17 protein-coding genes and 1 pseudogene are annotated in these 18,542 nt (G+C 59.3%); 12 read left to right on the forward strand and 6 right to left on the reverse strand.

Going from position 1 to position 18,542, the window contains the following annotated elements:
- Positions 1 to 304: 304 nt before the first annotated feature.
- The 5 genes and pseudogenes from RHEC894_RS33555 to RHEC894_RS33125 form a co-directional block, all read left to right on the forward strand.
- Positions 305 to 564: pseudogene (locus tag RHEC894_RS33555) on the forward strand (toprim domain-containing protein); the annotation flags it as partial.
- Positions 565 to 951: 387 nt separating this feature from the next.
- Positions 952 to 1,218, forward strand: a complete 267-nt coding sequence (locus RHEC894_RS25080; RefSeq protein ID WP_004676093.1) for a hypothetical protein — start codon at positions 952 to 954, stop codon at positions 1,216 to 1,218.
- Complete coding sequence (locus RHEC894_RS25085) at positions 1,215 to 1,613, forward strand: type II toxin-antitoxin system VapC family toxin (RefSeq protein ID WP_008536014.1); 399 nt, start codon at positions 1,215 to 1,217, stop codon at positions 1,611 to 1,613. The genes RHEC894_RS25080 and RHEC894_RS25085 overlap by 4 nt, the downstream gene beginning before the upstream one ends.
- A gap of 604 nt (positions 1,614 to 2,217) precedes the next feature.
- Positions 2,218 to 2,541 carry a DUF736 family protein gene (locus RHEC894_RS25095; protein WP_004676095.1) on the forward strand — a complete coding sequence of 108 codons (324 nt, stop codon included), beginning with the start codon at positions 2,218 to 2,220 and terminating at the stop codon, positions 2,539 to 2,541.
- 345 nt (positions 2,542 to 2,886) lie between these two features.
- Positions 2,887 to 3,054, forward strand: a complete 168-nt coding sequence (locus RHEC894_RS33125) for a hypothetical protein (protein ID WP_004676096.1) — start codon at positions 2,887 to 2,889, stop codon at positions 3,052 to 3,054.
- A gap of 82 nt (positions 3,055 to 3,136) precedes the next feature.
- Here the strand turns inward: RHEC894_RS33125 and RHEC894_RS25100 are convergent, their stop codons facing one another.
- The gene (locus RHEC894_RS25100) at positions 3,137 to 3,442 is read right to left on the reverse strand and encodes a WGR domain-containing protein (protein WP_012489498.1); all 306 of its coding nucleotides are present in this window, start codon (positions 3,440 to 3,442) and stop codon (positions 3,137 to 3,139) included.
- 503 nt (positions 3,443 to 3,945) lie between these two features.
- Between RHEC894_RS25100 and RHEC894_RS25110 the strand changes: the two genes are divergently transcribed.
- Together RHEC894_RS25110 and RHEC894_RS25115 are read left to right on the forward strand one after the other, a co-directional pair.
- Positions 3,946 to 4,428, forward strand: coding sequence for a hypothetical protein (locus RHEC894_RS25110; RefSeq protein WP_010066437.1), 483 nt, complete (start codon positions 3,946 to 3,948; stop codon positions 4,426 to 4,428).
- Between the two features lie 158 nt (positions 4,429 to 4,586).
- Entirely contained in the window at positions 4,587 to 4,856 is a 270-nt protein-coding gene (locus tag RHEC894_RS25115) for a type II toxin-antitoxin system prevent-host-death family antitoxin (protein WP_009990963.1), read from the forward strand.
- An 8-nt stretch (positions 4,857 to 4,864) separates the two neighbouring features.
- Here the strand turns inward: RHEC894_RS25115 and traG are convergent, their stop codons facing one another.
- The 3 genes from traG to RHEC894_RS25130 are packed head-to-tail and all read right to left on the reverse strand — an operon-like array spanning position 4,865 to position 7,291.
- Complete coding sequence (gene traG, locus RHEC894_RS25120) at positions 4,865 to 6,784, reverse strand: Ti-type conjugative transfer system protein TraG (RefSeq protein ID WP_012489500.1); 1,920 nt, start codon at positions 6,782 to 6,784, stop codon at positions 4,865 to 4,867.
- Positions 6,775 to 7,014: a conjugal transfer protein TraD gene (locus RHEC894_RS25125; RefSeq protein ID WP_009983795.1), complete on the reverse strand. Its 240-nt coding sequence runs from the start codon at positions 7,012 to 7,014 to the stop codon at positions 6,775 to 6,777. Before RHEC894_RS25125 ends, traG begins: the two co-directional genes overlap by 10 nt.
- A complete protein-coding gene (locus RHEC894_RS25130) occupies positions 7,004 to 7,291 on the reverse strand; it encodes a TraC family protein (RefSeq protein WP_012489501.1) in 288 nt (95 codons plus the stop codon). Before RHEC894_RS25130 ends, RHEC894_RS25125 begins: the two co-directional genes overlap by 11 nt.
- A gap of 173 nt (positions 7,292 to 7,464) precedes the next feature.
- On the opposite strand from RHEC894_RS25130, the gene traA reads away from it, so the two are divergent.
- Positions 7,465 to 12,141, forward strand: a complete 4,677-nt coding sequence (gene traA / locus RHEC894_RS25135) for a Ti-type conjugative transfer relaxase TraA (RefSeq protein WP_071088540.1) — start codon at positions 7,465 to 7,467, stop codon at positions 12,139 to 12,141.
- A 103-nt stretch (positions 12,142 to 12,244) separates the two neighbouring features.
- Here traA and RHEC894_RS25140 read toward each other — a convergent pair whose 3' ends face one another.
- Both RHEC894_RS25140 and RHEC894_RS25145 read right to left on the reverse strand, forming a co-directional pair.
- Positions 12,245 to 12,715, reverse strand: coding sequence for a hypothetical protein (locus RHEC894_RS25140; RefSeq protein ID WP_012489503.1), 471 nt, complete (start codon positions 12,713 to 12,715; stop codon positions 12,245 to 12,247).
- A gap of 67 nt (positions 12,716 to 12,782) precedes the next feature.
- The gene (locus RHEC894_RS25145) at positions 12,783 to 13,796 is read right to left on the reverse strand and encodes a class I SAM-dependent methyltransferase (protein WP_049735250.1); all 1,014 of its coding nucleotides are present in this window, start codon (positions 13,794 to 13,796) and stop codon (positions 12,783 to 12,785) included.
- A 289-nt stretch (positions 13,797 to 14,085) separates the two neighbouring features.
- Between RHEC894_RS25145 and RHEC894_RS25155 the strand changes: the two genes are divergently transcribed.
- The 4 genes from RHEC894_RS25155 (at position 14,086) to RHEC894_RS25170 (ending at position 18,536) form a co-directional block, all read left to right on the forward strand.
- The gene (locus RHEC894_RS25155; RefSeq protein ID WP_157214064.1) at positions 14,086 to 14,937 is read left to right on the forward strand and encodes an AraC family transcriptional regulator; all 852 of its coding nucleotides are present in this window, start codon (positions 14,086 to 14,088) and stop codon (positions 14,935 to 14,937) included.
- Between the two features lie 70 nt (positions 14,938 to 15,007).
- Complete coding sequence (locus RHEC894_RS25160; protein WP_029875465.1) at positions 15,008 to 16,261, forward strand: MFS transporter; 1,254 nt, start codon at positions 15,008 to 15,010, stop codon at positions 16,259 to 16,261.
- A gap of 2 nt (positions 16,262 to 16,263) precedes the next feature.
- Positions 16,264 to 17,670 (forward strand): hypothetical protein, encoded by a 1,407-nt coding sequence (locus RHEC894_RS25165; protein ID WP_012489507.1) that lies wholly within the window; start codon positions 16,264 to 16,266, stop codon positions 17,668 to 17,670.
- 380 nt (positions 17,671 to 18,050) lie between these two features.
- The gene (locus RHEC894_RS25170; protein WP_029875812.1) at positions 18,051 to 18,536 is read left to right on the forward strand and encodes a helix-turn-helix transcriptional regulator; all 486 of its coding nucleotides are present in this window, start codon (positions 18,051 to 18,053) and stop codon (positions 18,534 to 18,536) included.
- Positions 18,537 to 18,542 lie beyond the last annotated feature (6 nt).

Here is an 18,542-nt window from a genome sequence, read left to right on the forward strand (position 1 = left end):
CCTCCCTTGCCTGACCAAAGGCTGATCGAGCCGTAAAAGGAAGGCGTAGCATGAGCTTCGCGGACTTTACTAGCGCAAATTAGTTAGTATGTAAATGTTACGGCCGCTGGGGCCGATTTCAACGCCATAGGCAGGAAAGAAGATACGTGCATTCCAGCCTCCAAAAATTAAAATTAACGATCATGATAATTAGAAGTCAACGGTGCGTTGATTAGACGTCAGCCCGTCAAAATGTAGAGGCTGCGCCAGCATAAAGTGAGTTCTAATCGCGGGCTACCCAGCCCTTCGAGCCGGCCGGCGCTGAACCGCCAATCACCTTGCCGCCTTCCGACTGCCCGATGGCTGCCGGCGTCTCTACATCGCAGCTGACGTCGATGCGGCCGGCCGGCACGTATCGAGGGATTGAGCTGCCGCGCCCAGGCGCTGGGGATCCTGCCGCTAGTGCTTGCCCCGGAGCTCGGCGACTTCAACGAGGATCTGCGCCGGCTCAGCCCGGAACGGCTCATCGCTAATCTCAGGGCGCAGCTCGTTCTGGAAAACGCTCTGGCCTTTCTGCCCGCATGATCGAGCCGGACGGGGAAGGTGAGGGCGTGAGGGCCTACAGGATGGCCGGTCTCTGCCGGTCGCCGCACGGGTAGGCGCCCGCCCCGCGGGCCTGCCGAGAGGCGACCCTTACCATGCGGCGGGCGGGCCTTCAGCGGGTCGCTCAGGTTTCTTCCCCTGGCTTCCCGCCGCAATGACGACATGCTCTCGGTCATGCCGGCTGGCGTCGTCATCTTCCCCGGCTCCGGCATTACCGGCAATCTGGCCGACAAGGCTCGCCGACTTGGCATCTCCGTTTGGCAAGCGGCGGGAGATGGCGCGTAAGCGCCATCTGTCCATACGGCTGAAGGAGATGCTTGCATTTCGTAAAAATTGTGTACACATTTGCCGTTGAAACGGAGCTTCGCCATGACCCAATCTCGGCAGCAGATACCATCTCCCCGCCGTGTCGGCGTGCGGGAATTTCGCGGCAACCTGACGTCTTTCCTCAAGCAGGTCGAAGACGGCCAGCGGTTCGTCCTGACGTCCCATCACAAGGTTGTCGCCGAAATCGGCCCGCCGTCAGCCGGCGTCGTCATGCGGAAACCAGGCGCGTTGCGCGGAAAGATCAAAGTTGCCGATGACTTCGATGGTCTGCCGGCGGATGTTCTGAAGTCCATGGAAGACGGGACGTGAGGCTGCTGCTCGATACACATGCCTTGCTGTGGTGGCTGAACGACGACGAGAAGCTAGGGAACCATGCGCGTCGCCTTATCGGCGATCCCGAGAATGATGTCCTCGTCAGTGCTGTCTCCCTTTGGGAAATCACTGTGAAGCTGCGCATCGGCAAACTTGATGCCGATATCGAAGAGATTGTTGCGATTTTGCCGGATCAAGGTTTCGACCGGCTGGATATCTCGGACGCGCATCTTATCGCTCTCGCTGCTCTTCCACTTCATCACCGCGATCCTTTCGATCATCTGCTCATGGCGCAAGCCGTGGCGGAGGGAGCGTATTTGGTTTCGGACGATCAAAATGTCGCGCTTTATGGCATTCCGTTTGTGACTTGCTCCGATCCTGTTGCCTTGTGATCTCACCGAGCTTGGCTCCGCGGATGAAGCCGGCTCAGATTGTTCCGGGTGCGTGTTTGCCAATGGCGATGTACCTGGCGACCCATCGGCGGCTCAGGTGCTTGGGAGCGGGCACGTTTGGGGAAGATCACTCATTCGACACCCGCGTGAACAGCTTCACCCGGGATTGGAGCACGGTCTGCAGACGGCAATGCGGTGCCGCGGCGACCTCGCCGATCAGCAGAAATGCTATCGAGGTGCTCACAGCCTGCCGCAGCCGGGAGTGGGCGAGGGATTATGTTGATCGACATGCGGGCGAAGCGTCCGTGGAGTGCGCGGCAATATCCCCCAGTGCTTGGACCAGGGGGCCATGATGGTTTGTCGCAGCCTTCGATTGCCCCGAACCATTCCCGTTTTATGTCGCTCATATAGACGACCGCCTGCTTTTGCGGCCAACCCCTGAAGGGGTAAGACTCGCCCGAAATTTTTGCAAAATTCGATTTCGGTTCGCTTGTCCTGGTGGAAAATAGAATTTTGCAAAATTTTCAGGCGAGCTGACCGCAGCAGGTCGGCCGTCTCTTCGTGCGCCATCGGGAATGGTCCCGAGCAACCGGAGACAACAACCATGGCCACCACGATCGCAACGCTCACGCAGAAGACCGACGGCATCCTCGAAGGCGTCTTCGCCACGATCCGGGTCAACGCCCCGATCGCCATCGTCCCAAATGCCAGCAAGGCAAGCGAAGAAGCGCCCGACTACCGCGTCATTCACCGCAAGACGGGCTTCGAGATCGGCGCCGCCTGGAACCGCATCGCGCGGCAGACCGGCGAGGAATACCTCTCAGTGAAGCTTGAGGCCCCCGAGATCGGTGTGATCTTCGGCAATCTCGCACCGGCACCCGGCGGCGATCCGAGCAAGAAGGTGATCCTCTGGAACAGCCCGAACTGAAGAACAAAGCGAGCGGCCCCGAGCAATCGGGGCCGGCTTCGTCGTATCTCAAGTTTTGCGCGCAATAGCGGGATTGAAAGCGGGCATCGAGCCCGCTTTCAATCCTCCTGTCGTGCCACACGAGACCAAGGACCCTGTCTGCCCAGATACTTGAAGTCTGCCGTGAGGCTCGTGCCGCCTCAAGGACTTCGCGGCCCCTCCAATTTTCAGCCGGCGCCCTGAAGGGCACCGTCAGAAAATCGGTTCCTCCGCTCGCCGGCTCCGCCGGTCGCTGACGCGATCCTTGACCCGGCCCGATCCTCACGACCCCGGGCGTCATCTTTCACATTTCAGGAGATGACGACGATGACGATTGCACTCGAAATTCAGGTTGAGGAACTGCGGGCCGAGCTCAGGAACGCCGATCCGGCTGAGCGCCGCCAGATCGAAGCGGAGCTGGAGATCGCTCGGGCCGAACTGAGGGTGGCTATCGCCGAGCAGGAGGGCGCCATCGACGCCGCGCCACCCTTCTGAGGCGCGGCGTTTGCCTCCTCGCCTGGGCCGGCGCGCCGGATCGACCGGCGCGTCGACCCGAAGCTGCGCTTCACGCCGATAATCACCGGCAAGGACCAGGAAGACTTCCGCGGACAGCCCGGACCATGGGTTCCCGTCCGGCATTTGTGTTCGGCCTATAGCCGCGCGCCCGTTTTGATCGGAGAAGTTCGAGGAACATACGGACTGCATCCTCCTCTCTGTCGAAGTGATGCACCATGGCTTGTCCGATCGTTCCGATGCGTCCCCATCGCCGCGTCAGGCAAGGTGTGCCGAACAACGTCGGTTCGATTGCGAGCGCGTAGAAGCGCGCCATGTTTTTCGTCGCGTCCGTGCGTTCGATGTAGAGCTGATAGGGTTGAGTGAGCATGACGGAGAGTCGCCTCTTCCAGCTTTTGCGTCTAACGACACTTATGAATCGATCGGCCCACACCGATTCATTTTTGTGATGATCGTCGAAGCCGAAGATCATGGATTTGGGCGAGCCGGCCAATCGCCTGCCGGGTGCTATTCGCTCCGCTCACGGAGCCCGAACACCGTCTGCGCCTCCGGTCACGCCCCCTCTCGCGGAATGACGTGAGCGAATTGCCTAGCCGCAGGGCGGGGTTCTATCCTCGACACCTGCTGCCGGCTCACGCCGGAAACGGTCGCGTCCCCTTCGGGTCCGCGGGTCTCTTCTCTCTCTGACGTCCAATTTTACTCCAGCAAATCCGGCGTCAAGGACGGCGCGTCTCCCCCAATTTTTCCGCTGCTGCGTTTCACTGCGCTCTGGAAAAATCGGTTCCCCCGCTTGCGAGCCGCGTTCCGCGGTCCTTGACCCCTCTTTGCAACAGAGTGGCCGATCTCCGTCATCAAGATGAAGGAAATCACATTGTGACAACCGATCAGAACCTCATGCTCTACACCAAGCTTGCCGGCTTCCGGCTCGTCGTCCTGGCAAACCGCTTCGGCTGCGACAGCGATTTTTCACGAGAGCTTCACGATCGCCTGGTTGAGGGGCTCGACGCGGCAATCGATCGGATCCGCGTCATCATGGAATTGGAAAGAAGTGTTCTCATCGGGGAGGATGAATTCGCCGAATATCAGCTGGAGGGCGAGATCGAGATTTTCGGGCGCTTCACTATCAATCTGCTGGACGAACTCGAATTTGATTACGACACGCGTGAATTCCGCGTCAACGGCGGCGATTGGATGAGCGCTTGGGCTGCCGACGACACTGGCGTCGATATCAACTATCCTGAGCTCGTTGCGCTGATTGCGGACGAACTCGGCTCGCTGGCGCCGATCATCAAGGATATCACGTTGGCAACTCGCATCCCGGTCTATGCGGGGCGCGCCGTTTGGTCATGGTGGTAGCAGCACCATCTCACATATTGAGAGGCGACAGACGAGGTTGCCTCTCAGTTGCCGATGGCCCTCAAGTGAGCCGAGGAAGGACGGCTGCGAAGTTTCACAACAATCACAGTAATGTTGTAAATGCTGTAAATCCCAGCGATAGCAACAAGGAAGCCCATATGCCGAAGCCAAGCGGGACGTATTCAACCAGTGACCTCTCACGTAAATCCGGCGACATCATCGTCGAGGCGCTGCGCCATCCGGTGACGATCACCCAGCGGAACAAACCCCGGCTGGTTCTCCTCAATATCGAAGATTATCAGCAACTGATCAGGCAGGCAGACCGACGCACCGTCGGCACTATCGAAACGATGCCCGACGAGCTTTTTGCCGAACTCGAAAACGCCGTCGACGCCTATGCCGGCGAGGACGAGGTGGGCCGCTCATAAAACCACGATCATAGCACCGGTTTGACGAAACGATTGACCTTAGCTGCCTGATCCATCTCCTTTCGCCGGAAGTAGATCGCCCGGCCGCAGCGGATCGGACTATGCCCCTGGACGATGATGATCTGCTCGTCCTTCCTCATAGACTGGGTGATCTCGTGCGGCATGATCAGCGGCCGGCGCTGGAAGTTGACGTTCTCGGATCTCCTGGATGCATTGTTCTTCGTGTCCCAGCCGATGTTGCGGGAACTGCCCTTCACTTCCACCGTCATCTCGCCACATTGCGCAGAGACGTTGCGCGCCGTGTCGAGCGCCTTGATCGCTGCGTAAGAGGCGAAAGCGCAGCCATCGATCCATGACGTCGCGCCATCCTTCCCGAAATGCCGCTCCAACTGCCCGACCGACTGGTACATCAACATCATCGAGATGCCGTACTTGCGGCCGCGGTCGCGCGCCTCCTCGAGCACCCTCATGTAGCCGAGCAGATCGACCTCATCGAGCATGAACAGCGCCCGGCGCTGGAAGGCGCCGTCGGCCTGCACCATGGCGTTGATGAGCGAGCCGATGATCACACGAGCGATGCCCGGATAGGAGCGCAGGATCGATGCGGAGATGTTGAGGAAGACGTCCTTCTTGCCCGAAACGATATCACTCGATTTGAAGGCATTGCCGCAGACGAGCGCGGCATAGCTGTCGAGCGACAGCCACTGGGTATCCTTCGATGCTGTGGAATAGACGCCCGAAAACGTCTGCTCGGTCATGTTGGTGAAGACGCCGAGCGTTTCGCGGATGAAGGCCGAACCGGAATGCTCCTGAATGTCGCGCAGCATAGCGAGCACCGAGGGCTCCGGTTCGGAAACGATCTGGCGGAGACTGCGCAAGCTTCGCCGGCCCTCATATTCGGGCGAGAGCATCACATGGGCGAGCAGACCGGTCAGGAGGTTGTGCGCCTGGTTCTGGAAGTAGGATCCCGTCGAGCTTTCGAAGCGAAGGCTTTCCGACAGCAGCATATGGGCAATGCCGACGATGTCCTCTTCCTTTTGCTTGGATGCTTCGATCCCGTCGAGCACGTTGAAGCCCATGATCGGGTTCGTCGGATCGAGCACCATGACCTCGCGCTTGAGGGCGCGGGCTCGGTGTCCGGCCACCATTGGTGCGACCTCGGTGGAGGGATCGAGGCAGATCAACGGCCCGCTATAGCGCAGCGCCGTCGGGACGACGTTGCTGGTGGTCTTGTATCCGCCCGATCCCGCGAAAAACAGCATATGGGTGGAATCGAAGTCCTGTCTGTAGGTGAGCAATGGCGCCTTCCCGCCCTGTCCCCAGGTGCTACGATCGTTTGCATCGAAGGGAAGCGCATGGACGATTTCCTTGTCGACCCGATAGCGCTCACCGACGACGATTTCCCCTTCCGGCGGAAACAGTTTTCCTGCTGCCGTCATGGGCAGCCAATCGGCATCTCCAAATATTCCACGCCGGGCACGTTTTATTTCATCTGGGACGACGACGGAGATGCGGGCCGACATCGCCACTGCCATGAAGCCGGCGACGGCGGCGATGACTGCGACCATATCAAGATAGGACAGCGCTCGATCCCATGTGATCACTTCGGCCTGCACAGCAGGTGCAAGCCGGCCGAATTCGCGCAGCGCATAGAACGCGGCAACACCGAGAAAATACAAAAGGCTTGCCATGGCGACCGGCCTTCGCCGATGCAGCGGCAAGGCCCAAACTGTCAGAAGTCCGGCAAGAGGTCCGAACAGTAGAGGCGGCACAGGTGCTGCGCGCAGGAACCAGTGTTCTATCTTCCCGGACATGCCGGCGGCGAGTCCCGGCCATCGCCAGCCAACAATGTAGATTGTGATCGTGGTGACGGCGATCGGTACCAAAACGAGTAACAGGCTCGGATGCGGTTTCCCTCTTAGGCCCATCTTACTTTCTCCTCGAGATGCGATGAACCGTTCCTCAGAGAGGAGACCTTGAAAGCCTCTTCGCCGATATCGCGCAGCCGCCGATGCTCGATGGAGCCTGGGACGAGCCTTGCCATTTCTATGAGGCCGCCGAGCAGGAACGCCCGATCCGCCTTCGATAGCCCGGCTTTGACGACGATCCCGCCGAGCAGGATCTTTTCGCGCGTGTCGCGCTTGCGGTCAGCCGTCATTTGGAACCTGCCCCTGCGCTCCAGCGCCGCTATCTGCTGGTCGACGCGTTTGAGGAGTGGGGCCAGCGGCGCCTTTCCTTTCCCCCTTCCGAAATCGCGCGGCGATTTCCTCGATGATCCGATCGATCTCCTCGTCGGCGATCTCCATCTCCGCCAGCCCGGTTCTGGTCGCGGCGCGGGCAAACCGCTCGGCCGATTTAACTATCAACAATCGTTTGCGTTCGCGCAGCTTTTCGATCTGGGCGTCGAGATCGGAAATCGATGATTTTGTCGCCATTCCTGGTTCCTTTTCTGCTTTGATGTCGAAGGGGCGATTATACTAACTAGAATAAAACAGTAAAATGCGCTACCGTGCAACCAGAAAAGCGGCATCGGCCCTTCGGTCCGATCTGTTTGAGGGCGCAATATACGTCGCTGTCGCGACGTGCTTGGGCCAGTCTGGAGACGCCAGTGGCGATCATGTTCGTCAGAGCGCAGGTGATCAGCAGGGGATCGGGACGCAGCATCGTCTCGGCTGCCGCCTATCGCCACCGCGCCCGGATGATGGACGAGCAGGCGGGAACGTCGTTCAGCTATCGCGGTGGGGCGGGCGAACTGATGTATGAGGAACTGGCGCTGCCGGATGAGATCCCGGATTGGCTGCGGTCGGCGATATCAGGTCAGTCCGTCAGCAAGGCCAGCGAAGTGTTTTGGAATGCCGTTGACGCCTTCGAGACGCGGGCAGATGCGCAGCTCGCCCGCGAACTGATCATCGCGCTGCCGGAGGAGCTGACGCGGGCCGAGAATATCACGCTGGTGCGCGAATTCGTCCGCGACAATCTCACCTCGAAAGGAATGATCGCCGACTGGGTCTATCACGACAAGGACGGCAACCCGCACATCCACCTGATGACGACGCTCCGGCCGGCGACGGAGGAGGGGTTCGGGGCAAAGAAGGTTCCAGTGCTTGGTGAGGGTGGCAAGCCGCTGCGTGTCGTCACGCCGGACCGCCCGAACGGCAAGATCGTCTACAAAGTCTGGGCGGGCGACAAGGAAACGATGAGAGCGTGGAAGATCGCCTGGGCGGAAACGGCCAACCGGCATCTGGCGCTGGCCGGACATGACATCCGCCTCGACGGTCGCTCCTATGCCGAACAGGGCCTCGACGGGATCGCGCAAAAACATCTCGGGCCGGAGAAGGCGGCGCTGGCGAGGAAGGGCAGGGAGCTCCACTTCGCGCCGGCCGATCTCGCCCGCCGCCAGGAGATGGCCGATCGGCTGCTTTCAGAGCCGGAGCTTTTGCTGAAGCAGCTCGGCAATGAACGCTCTACCTTCGACGAGAGGGATATCGCCAGGGCGCTGCACCGTTACGTCGACGATCCCACCGATTTTGCCAACATCCGCGCCAGGCTGATGGCGTCGGACCAATTGGTCATACTGAAGCCGCAGGAGATCGAGGCAGAGACAGGAAAGGTGTCGGAGCCCGCGGTGTTTACGACGCGGGAGATGCTGCGCATCGAATACGACATGGCGCAGTCGGCGCGGGTTTTGTCGGAGCGTCGCGGCTTCGGTGTTTCCGAGCGGAATGTGACGGTGGCGATCGAACGCGTGGAGAGCGGCGATCCAAAGAATCCGTTTCGGCTCGATGCAGAGCAGGTCGATGCTGTCCGTCATGTCACCGGTGATGGTGGCATTGCCGCTATTGTAGGCCTTGCCGGCGCCGGCAAATCGACGCTGCTTGCTGCCGCACGTCTTGCCTGGGAGAGCGAGGGACACCGGGTGATCGGTGCAGCCCTTGCCGGCAAGGCCGCGGAAGGGCTGCAAGACAGTTCCGGCATCAAGTCGCGGACGCTTGCCTCCTGGGAACTGGCCTGGGGCAATGGGCGCGATACGCTCCATCGCGGTGATGTGCTGGTGATCGACGAGGCCGGCATGGTGGCCTCGCAGCAGATGGCCCGTGTGCTGAAGATTGCCGAGGAGGCTGAGGTAAAGGTCGTGCTGGTCGGCGATGCGATGCAGCTGCAGCCGATCCAGGCCGGTGCTGCCTTCCGGGCAATTACCGAACGCATCGGCTTTGCAGAGCTTGTCGGCGTGCGCCGCCAGCGTGAGGCCTGGGCACGTAATGCCTCGCGGCTGTTTGCCCGCGGCGAGGTCGAGAAGGGCCTCGACGCCTATGCCCGGCATGGCCATCTGGTCGAGGCAGGGTCACGCGAGGAAACGATCGATCGCATCGTCTCCGACTGGGCTGCTGCGCGCAGAGAGGCAATAGAGCGATCAACGTCTGAGGGCGGGGATGGCCGCCTTCGCGGTGATGAACTGCTGGTGCTCGCCCACACCAACGACGATGTTCGCAAGTTGAACGAGGCGCTGCGATCGGTGATGACGCAGGAGGGAGCGCTCAGTGAAAGCCGCAGCTTCCGGAGCGAGCGGGGCGTACGGGAATTTGCCGCCGGCGATCGGATCATCTTCCTGGAGAACGCTCGCTTCCTTGAGCCGCGCGCCAAGCACTCCGGGCCACAGTATGTGAAGAACGGCATGCTCGGCACCGTCGTCTCCACCGGCGACAAGCGTGGAGATCCGCTGCTTTCGGTTCTGCTCGACAACGGCCGCAAGCTCGTCTTCAGCGAAGACAGCTATCGACATGTCGATCACGGCTATGCCGCAACGATCCACAAATCGCAGGGCGCTACCGTCGATCGCACCTTCGTGCTGGCAACCGGGATGATGGACCAGCATCTGACCTATGTGTCGATGACGAGGCATCGCGACCGCGTCGATCTTTATGCGGCCAAAGAAGATTTTGCGGCAAAACCTGAATGGGGACGCAAGCCGCGTGTCGATCATGCCACGGGTGTGACCGGCGAGCTTGTCGAAACCGGCGAAGCCAAATTCCGGCCTGATGACGAGGATGCCGACGACAGCCCTTATGCCGACGTCAGGGCGGACGACGGAACCGTCCATCGGCTTTGGGGCGTGAGCCTGCCGAAGGCACTCGAGGAGGCCGGCATCCAGGAAGGCGACACCGTGACGCTCAGAAAGGATGGTGTCGAGCGGGTCAAGGTCCAGATTGCCGTAGTCGACGAGAAGACAGGTCACAAGCATTACGAGGAGAGGGAGGTCGATCGCAACGTCTGGACGGCCAGCCAGGTCGAGACCGCTAGCGCACGACAGGAGCGCATCGAGCGGGAAAGTCATCGGCCGGAACTCTTCAATCCGCTCGTCGAACGCTTGTCGCGCTCCGGTGCCAAGACGACGACGCTCGATTTTGAGAGCGAGGCCAGTTACCGCGCACACGCTAACGACTTCGCCCGGCGCCGCGGGCTTGATCATCTCTCGCTTGCCGCCGCCGAGATGGAGCAAAGCCTTACCCGGCGCTGGGCGTGGATTGCCGCAAAGCGGGAGCAGGTGGAAAAGCTCTGGGAGAGGGCAAGCGTGGCGCTCGGCTTTGCCATCGAGCGGGAACGGCGGGTCGCCTACAATGAAGAGCGGAGCCAGACGATGGTCGAAGCGACGTCCAGTGACGCGCGAACTGCATCCCACTCCGTCTCGGGCGCAAGTGCTGCTGAAACACGCTATCTGATCCCGCCGGCCACGTCCTTTGTCAGCAGCGTCGAGGAGGATGCGCGGTTGGCGCAGCTTGCGTCGCCGGCCTGGACGGAGCGGGAGGTGATCCTGCGGCCGCTGCTGCAGAAGATCTACCGGGATCCGGATGCAGCGCTCGTCTCCCTGAATGCACTGGCGTCGGATATCGGGGTCGCACCCCGCAGGCTCGCCGACGACCTTGCGGCAGCCCCTGGTCGGCTTGGCCGGCTGCGTGGCTCCGAGCTGATCGTCGACGGACGCGCGGCGCGTGAAGAGCGCAATCTCGCTGTCGCGGCCGTGAAGGAACTGCTTCCGATGGCCCGTGCCCATGCGACCGAGTTCCGCAGGAACGCCGAACGGTTCGAACTGCGCGAGCAGACGCGCCGCGCGCATATGTCATTGTCGATCCCGGCGCTCTCCGAACGCGCCATGGCACGTCTGATGGAAATCGAGGCGGTGCGCAGCCAGGGCGGGGACGATGCTTATAAGACGGCCTTTGCGCTCGCCGCCAAAGATCGATCGGTGGTGCGGGAGATCAAGGCGGTGAGCGAAGCTTTGACGGCCCGCTTTGGCTGGAGCGCATTTAGCGCGAAGGCGGATGCGATCGCTGAACGCAACATTGTCGAGCGCATGCCGGAGGACCTGACGGATGAATGGCGCGGAAAGCTGACCCGCTTGTTCGACGCCGTGCGACGCTTTGCCGACGAGCAGCACCTCGCCGAACGTCGGGATCGTTCGAAGGTCGTCGCCGGCGCGAGTGCCGATTTGAGCAAAGAGCCAGGGACGGAGAAAATCATCATGCCGCCCATGTTTGCCGCCGTCACCGAGTTCAAGGTTCCGATCGACGACGAGGCGCGATCTCGGGCTCTTGCTTCGCCTGTCTATCGCCAGCAGCGTGCGGCACTGGCGAACGCGGCAACGACAATCTGGCGCGATCCGGCTGAAGTCGTCGGCAAGATCGAGGAACTTCTCCAGAAAGGTTTTGCCGCCGAGCGCATTGGAGCCGCGGTGACCAACAATCCTGCCGCCTATGGTGCCTTGCGTGGTTCGGATCGCCTGATGGACCGGATGCTGACCTCTGGCCGAGAGCGGAAAGAGGCTGTGGCGGCCGTGCCGGAAGCTGCAGCGCGCCTGCGCGCGCTCGGTGCGGCCCACCTCAATGCCCTCGATGCACAACGCCAGGCTATCACGGACGAACGGCGGCGCATGGCGGTTGCCATTCCAGCTCTTTCGAAAGCTGCGGAAGAGGCGTTGGCGCACCTGACGGTCGAGGTGAGCAAGGACAGCAGGAAGCTGAGTGTTTCCGCCGCTTCCCTCGATCCGGGCATTGGCCGGGAGTTTGCCGCTGTCAGCCGAGCGCTCGACGAGCGCTTTGGTCGCAATGCCCTCGTCCGAGGCGATAAGGATATCGCCAACGTAGTGCCACCGGCGCAGCGCGGAGCTTTCGCGGCGATGCAGGAGCGGCTGAAGGTCCTGCAGCAGACTGTCCGCCTGCAGAGCAGCGAGCAGATCATAGTGGAGCGGCGCCAACAGACCGCCAACCGCAGTCGCGGCATCAACCTCTGAGGGTCGGGAAAAAGAGAGCGGACAAATGTATGGTTGATTGAAAAAGCACTATCACCCGATTGTCCGAAGATCGATCTTTCTTTGGGTGGCGAAGCGGACGAAATTATTGTGCATCCGTTCCGCAACGGTCGTTGTAGAGGCGATTGCAGGTTTCACCAGATCGCGTGCTGTCTGCGTGAAGCCACTCTATAGCCCCCTCGGACACGGACGTGGCCAGAAACAAGCCTGCTTCCAGCAGCGCGCGGATGCCACAGAAAGTGACGAGGTCTCGCGCTGAAACTGTGAAGAACAGGCTTTCACTGGTCGGCCTTATGATCGCGCCTCCACCTTCGAAAGCTAGAAGTCTGTCAGGTCCCACGGAGACGAGGGATTGGTAGAAGTCCTCGATTTGCGTGCAGATCTTGTCGGCAACGTGCTGCGTGCGCGAGATTGCGACACACGCCTCGGCGACGTGCACGCACTTTGGAACATCTTCCTCACCCGCGAATGATGGCGCTCGTGGCAGGACCAGATGCGCGTTGCACGGCGGGCTCAGCTCAACGAAGTGACGGACTTCGCCAATTGATTTCTTCATGCTGTTCCTGCCTGTTCGTGAAGACGTGACGCAGTTGCGCTCACGCGACGGTGAAGATGAGGAATCGCTAAAGGGTCCAGGATCGCCCCGATAGCCGCCTTGCCTCGGATTCCGGATAAAGGCGGTAGGGAAGGTCCGCATAGACATATTCTGCCGGAATCGCGGGTGGGGACAGCTTCGATAGGAATAGGTCGAGATTCTGCTGACTGTTGCTGGAGACAAGCGTGTAGAAATTGCCGCTGTTCCAGGTGACGAATGAGTGTCCAAAGAACCGGCGTAGTGTTTCGCTCATCTCCGAAAGGGTGACTTCGTTTCGATCCATTCGCGTCAGCACCGTCTCTTCCTTCGCGCGAATATCTGACGCGCTGAAGAAGCGAGCTTTGAAGCTATGGTCCTTCTGGCGTTCCCGCCGCCGATATTCCTCGTCGTCTTCATGCCTGAACTTCTCGACGAACATGAAGAGCCCGTTGGTCTTGAGATGCTGCGAGACGAAACGGATCTGATCGAAGCGATTTGGCGAATACATCTGGAAAGTCGTGTCCTCGAGGATGATATCGAAACCGCTGCCAAACTTTCGGAGCTTCACGTCTTCTTGGACCCTTTGCGATGTCAAATGATGAAATGGTCCGTGAAAAAACATGGCATGAGGAGGAACGCCATAGGCATAGAAGCTTCTAAGGTTTTCGACGTTGGGACTGCATGACAGCGTTTCTATCCTGCCCTTGCCAAGTTCGCCGATCACACGAGCCATCGTCCCCTCGGCTGTACCTAGCGTGTAGAGTTGCAGTTGACCCTTTCTGGCCCGCGCGTATTTGAGGATCGTGCCGCCTATGCGGCACTCCTCTTCGAGGCGGTAGGGTATGCTGCTCAAGTAGTGCTTATCGAATGGACCTCGGCGCAGCGGATGAAGGGCTGAAAAGCGCCTGAACGTCATGTCCACTGGAAACAAGCGGCGATCGAGCTCGGGCGGACGGATAGGCATTCCGGCCTCACCGGATGCGGTGGTCGAAAAAAACTCAGAAAGCTCGTTAAGGCGAGGGGCGCGGTCGCACTCCTCAATGAAGTCGGCAAATTCACGCATGCGAAAGCCTGCCTTTCTCTCGCACCATCGCGTTTTTGGGATTCAGGAGGGAAATCGCGCATCCCGAAAAGATTGTGCCGTCAGCGATGATGTCGGCAGAAGATGATCGCGAACGTCATGTTTTCGCATCCACGATTTTGATTGGTTTTCATGAAATTGACATGAAATTCGACCTGAGGTTAAAGCCTGGCTTGTTGACAACTTGGGGTGAGGTAGGGTCGCTACCACACCGGTTTTTCAGGGGAGCAGCTTTCGAGTGGGGATCATTCCATCAATTCACCCCGAGAGGATGAAAAAGTCACAAGGGGAGATCATTCTTCACCAGCAAGGCCTTTGGAGCCATGCCCGCGCAGATGTCGTTCGCCGGCGCAGTCTCGGGCGACAGGTTATCGACGTTGTCGCGGATGACCACCTGATCTTCCTCAACATAAGGGGTACGGCGGCATCCGGCGAAAATTTTGTGGACGGACGAAGAGTCGAGTTCAGTCCGCGTCCAGACGGCTCGCTTGTTTACATTCCGCCCGGTTGCCATTGGAGCGGTTGGGATGAAGGCGATGCTGAGGGTTGTTATCTTATGATAACCGTGACGCAGGATTTTTTTTCCAACCTCACGACCAAGCTCCCGCGCGTAGGCACCTTACGTCCGGAGCTTGGATTTAGAGATCTGCCAATCCAATGCTTGGCGCGGCAGATTGCCGGAGAACTTTCACACGACGATTCCGTAGGGAGTCTGATCGTTGAAGGGCACCTAGCGGCTATCTTCGGACTTCTGCAGCGCCGCTCCGGCACATCTGGCAGATTGTCTCGAGGAGGATTGTCTCCTACGGTTCTCAAGCGGGTGATAGGGCGAATTGAAGCTCACATCGATCGACCTCCGAGCGTGCGCGCTCTGGCTGAAGAGGCGGGATTGACCTACGAGCATTTTTCCCGCGCTTTCAAGCAGTCGCAAGGCTCGACGCCCTATGGCTTCTATAACCAGCGCCGGCTTGAACGCGTGACCGACCTTCTCCGCACAACTGCGATCAGCGTGACCGAGATCGCAATCGCCTGTGGCTACTCCAGCGGGAGCCACCTCTCGACCAGATTTCGCCGAGAGACGGGATTTTCCCCTGCCGAGTACCGGGCGCTCTGGAAAGAATAGCTGGTTCTGGACGAGAGATAATATCAAATTCATGAAAGCCGCCAGCTATTCAGAAGAATAGCATGTCCCCATGAACCTGCCAGTAGGGAGTGTGGATGAAGTGGGCGCGACAGAAAGCAGCGGCATGGGGTATTATGCCTCTCGCGGCATCTATCTCTTCTGTGTTCTGGCGTCGGCCACCGGCCGCAATGTCTACTTCGTGCTGGCGGCATGGGTTGCGACAGATGTCAGCAAGAGCACGAGCGCTCTCGCCATCCTTTTGGCGCTCGGCAGTGCCGCCGAGTTGCTCACCAGCAATGTTGGTGGGGTTCTAGTTGATCGATTTGATCGTCGCTTCGTCTGTATCGCTTGCGATTTATCCAGGTTGATCCTCATATTTTCAACGGGCATTGGTCTCTCGTTCGGTCACCCACTTGATGTTCTTTGCCTATCGTGGACCATCTTCGCGTTCCTCGACAGAACCTATTCGACTGCGCTGCAGGCCATCATTCCAGACATCGTTCGTCCTAAAAACCTCACTTCATTCAATTCGGCGTCTTATATTGCGATGCAGGCGGGCAATCTCATCGCCGCCATCGTCACCGGGTACAGCTTAACCGCCATCGGGATGAATCTGACGTCGATCCTCCCTGGCGCCTTTTTCGGCCTATCACTGTTGGGGCTGCTGGCACTCGGCCGACTGCCGCTTTCTCGTTCTCGATCGGATTTGCAGGCAAAGAGCATTCGTCGGATGGATCTGTTGCCGATGACCTTCGTCGTTCACTCACTGAAGACCACCGCCGTCATGTATGCGTTGACCTATGCGATGGGCATGCTTGTGAGTGTATTGGGCGCCGCATATGTCACCCGTGAACTCATGGGGTCGGCGCTAGAGTTCGGTTATCTCGAGGCAGGTTGGGCCCTCGGTTCGATTGCGGGCTGTTCAACCCTTCTTCTCAGAAGGGCGCGTTCGCGACGACAAAGCATCCTCTTCCAGTCGGCGCTCGCTGGCATTGTTCTGTTGGGCTTTCCTGTTTTCCAGAGCTTTTTGTCCGCGCTCGTTCAACTGGTGTTGCTTGGCTTCTGCTACAATGTCACGCGAATCCTGATCGATGTACGGGTTCAATCGACTGTTTCGATTGACATGTTGGGGCGGGCGCGAAGCCAGATCCACACGATCTGTGTTTCGATAGGGCTTCTTGCGTATGGCATCATCGGGACGATCGGAGACGCAATTCCACCTTCGGGGATTTTCGGCCTCTTCGGGGCGCTGATGGTGACCGTCGCGCTCTTCTTTCACTTTAACATGGATCGGGGAGCGCCGGTGGAAAGGCGGTTCGTCTGAGGATGGAGACGTCGCCCAATAGTGACCTGGTTTCAAAAGGTGAGGTGTTGGCCCTCATTTTTGAATTATTCCCTTGGTTGCGTCAGTTTGAGCAGGCATCGCTGAACGACTACGCAAAGGCGGCTTTCTCGGTTGGATCGGATCAATCGGGGTGCGTCGCGCGAAGCCAGGCAATGTCTCTATTGCGGTCACGCGTGGCGGCCGTCGCGCAACGTCAGGGTTATTCAGCAGGGGCCGTGACGCGCTTTCAAGCCGAAATCGAAGTCGCTCCGGTGCTGCAGTGTGGCCCCCACCTCCACCTGTTGATCGAGCCTGACGCATTTTACACCCATCTGTTCTCCCTGATGGGACTTCGCGCGCATGGCAGGACATCCTATATCTCCTACGCTTGCTCGACAGTGAAGTTCGTAGAACGCGGTCGCAAGGGTCCGGCCTGGCTCCACGTCGATGGCGATGCAGTCAATGTCTTCGGCCTGTCGCGCAGCAAAATGATCCCCTACAGCATTCTTGGCAGAAACGGCTGCTACAGATTCCATCTTCAAAACGTCGACAGGCCCGGTGATGACTCGGAGGCAATTTCCTACTTGCGAGACCTTTTGCCTCTTGGCGAATTCCAGTCGGCGGCAGAGGCGATCAAAGCGGCAAATCTTTGCCTCTGGAAGCGGTATTCTGAGAGCCAGGTGGACTTTCTTCAGCTTGATGATAGCGACGTTGCCGATCTGGTCGCGGACCACCTTTCCGATGGCCGGTCCTGGCTGCGAGCCTCGTTGATCGAGGACCGAGCATTCGCGATGCGCCTCATCCATTTCATCGATCAACTCGCTGACACGGCTTGGCGAGGCTGGCTGAAAAACTCGACGCATTTTTTCTGGGGCTGCATTGAAGGGCGGCTTTTTCCACTTTGGCTGGATGGCAGGGTCCTCCGGTCGAAGGAGACAGATGATGTCTGTGTTGAATTCTCGCCGCCAAGTCTTGTGGAGGCCCTGAGAACTGGCCGGATCGTTCCGAACCTTCTGCTGATGTTCATCGTAACGTCGATCCTGCCTGGCGTGCGTGTCCTGGGTGGAAGTCGGCATACGATCTATTATCCGTTGATGCGCTGGGCATTCTGCGAGGCGTTGAGGAACAACCATCGTGACACACAGCTTCTCAACGCACTGTCAAAGGACGAACGGCCGGGGGTTTGGGGCCATCGCATCATCTCCTCGCCGTGCGAGCCATTTTCGCTGTTGAATGCTTTTAGCCGTGGGGGAATTGAAACGCTTCTCGGGCAGTTCGGCAAGATGAGCATTATCGACGCTTGCGGGCCCCTTTCCAGCTTCACCCAGGACCCCCTATGGGCGGAGCTTGCGGTAGCCTATTCCTCCGGGAGAGTGGGCAGACAATCCTCGCAATGGGCGTTCCGCTGATCGCACCTCCTTTGGTTTTCTGACCACTTTACCGCCCGAAGCGTGACCTCTCGCTTTTGAGACAAGTGTCCGCGCGTAAAGCGAAGCTATTGAATCTTGTAAAGAATTCGGTTGCGCGGCGGGCGGATTTCAACTAACTTTGGCAGCGAGGCAGTACGCGCTGCCTTGGGGATTAGAACCCCCTGTTAGCGGTTGGTGTCGGCCGATTCGGCACCACACTCCTTGACCTTCGGTCGAGGAGCCTGTGGCGTATGTCCAGGTTCCTCGGAACTAAAGGCCACAGGGCCGTCTAGCACGGTGTTCTAACTCCCCGATCAGTGGGTTGAGCGAGTTATTCCGCGGGGGCGCACCGCGTGAAACTCTCCATCGGGGTGTCCACCATGAAGCGCTATGCAGCAGCACAGGTCCGGACTTCGAGGCCTGCGCAAGCCGAACAGTCGAATGTAGCGCGCGAGTTGGTGCATCCAGTTGATCGGCATGTCGGACAGCAAATCCGTATCCGCCGAATGCAGTCGAATGTATCCCTAGGGGATCTCGGCGCCGGCATCGGGGTCAGTTTGCAGCAGGTACAAAAATATGAAAGCGGTAAGAACCGCGTCAGCGCTTCGATGCTCTACGAGCTTGCCAATTGCCTCAAGATCCCTGTTTCGAGGTTTTTCGAAGGTCTTCCAGATCCCGAAACCACTCAGGGCCAGCAAATCATAACAGAGATCGATGAGAAGATTGCCTACATTTCCACGGCGGAGGGACGGCGTCTGATAGACGACGTTTTGCTCCTTTCTCCGCGTGTGCGCAGCCGGGTCGTTGCCCTCGTCAGCTCGATTGTCGATGAAGAGATGGAAGAACACAAGGACGTTTCCCCATGAAAAGAC

Source organism: Rhizobium sp. CIAT894 (genome assembly GCF_000172795.2).
In the GTDB taxonomy this organism is placed as follows: domain Bacteria; phylum Pseudomonadota; class Alphaproteobacteria; order Rhizobiales; family Rhizobiaceae; genus Rhizobium.